Raw genomic sequence first — 1,206 nt, 5'->3', positions numbered from 1 at the left:
AGCGACTAACGGCATTACAACTCGAAAGAGGAGAGCTCTGAGCTTCTTTCTCCCTCGTTTTGTAATGGTTGTGCGTCCTTTATGAAGTCCTGATGTATTTTCCCGTAAGTTTAGTCCAGCTAGTTTAATAATTTGTTTTGGATGAGAATAGTTTCTTAGATCGCCTACTTCAGCTAAAAATGCAGCGACCGTATCTTTCCCTATTCCTGTGATTGCCACCATATTATGAACACCAGGAACTTGTTTAAGCAATTCATCTAAATGAGCATCTAGTTCTTCGAACTTTTCTTTCAATAAGTCATATTGAGCTAATAAGGTTTTAAGCTCTAATTTAGCCATGTTATTTCCTTGTTTAATGCCGACTGAACAACAAGCCGCCTCTTTTAATCTCCTCACTCTACTTAAACCAACACCTCTTTGGGCGCCCTTTTTGAGGTGTTTTAAAATTTCACCATCAGATAATTTCAGTAGCTCATGTGGTAGTAGATTAAGCTTTAAAGTACGAAGTGCAGCTTTTCCTTCCCAGTCTTTAAAGGCTGTAAAAAACTCAGGGAAATAGCGGTCTAGCCAATTGTGAATCTTACCTTGTACAGAACGTAGGTCAGTAGATAATAGCTCGCGCACTTTCATTGCTCCTCGAAGTTCTGCATAAACACCTTCAGGGATACTTGGTTCAGCGTAGCGACCGTCTTTGACCAACTGTGCTATGACTTTGGCATCTTTCACGTCATTTTTTGTTGGTGAATTATCGTCTAATTCTTTGCTTTTCTTAGTGTGCAATGGATTGACCACAACACACTTGATATTTAACTCTTTTAAATAATGTGCAAGGTTAAGCCAGTAATGTCCTGTTGGCTCCATACCAACGAAGACTTTATTCATTTGATTATCAACTTGAAGTTGTTTAATCCAACCTATTAAGCCATCAAACCCTGATTGAGTATTTTCAAAAGTAATAGATTTCCCTAGATCCATTCCTCTGAAATCCTGTGCTCTTGCGACGTGATTAAACTTTGCAATATCAACACCTATAATTAGTGTTTCAGCTGTGATTTGAGCAATTTTGTGATTTTGGTTATAATTCATTAGTGAGTCCTCCTTGGTTATCAATTAAGGGTCCTTTTGCGCGCAAAGCTTTGGACACCTCGTATCATACCAAGAGGACTCTTTTTCTATCAAACTCTAAATTCTTTAATTACAGGAATG

Annotated in this window: 1 protein-coding gene; it reads right to left on the bottom strand. The window is 38.1% G+C overall.

All coding sequences use genetic code 11. The annotated features are described in order from the left end of the window. Positions 1 to 1,086: IS110 family transposase (locus tag ACHABW_RS25820; RefSeq protein ID WP_435759888.1), on the bottom strand; the 1,086-nt coding region annotated here is incomplete at its 3' end. Positions 1,087 to 1,206: the final 120 nt, after the last annotated feature.

It is taken from the genome of Salipaludibacillus sp. CF4.18 (genome assembly GCF_051262595.1).
Lineage (GTDB): Bacteria > Bacillota > Bacilli > Bacillales > Salisediminibacteriaceae > Salipaludibacillus > Salipaludibacillus neizhouensis.
The sequence above is the reverse complement of the archived record's forward strand: the minus strand, read 5'-3'. Positions and strand labels throughout refer to the sequence as shown.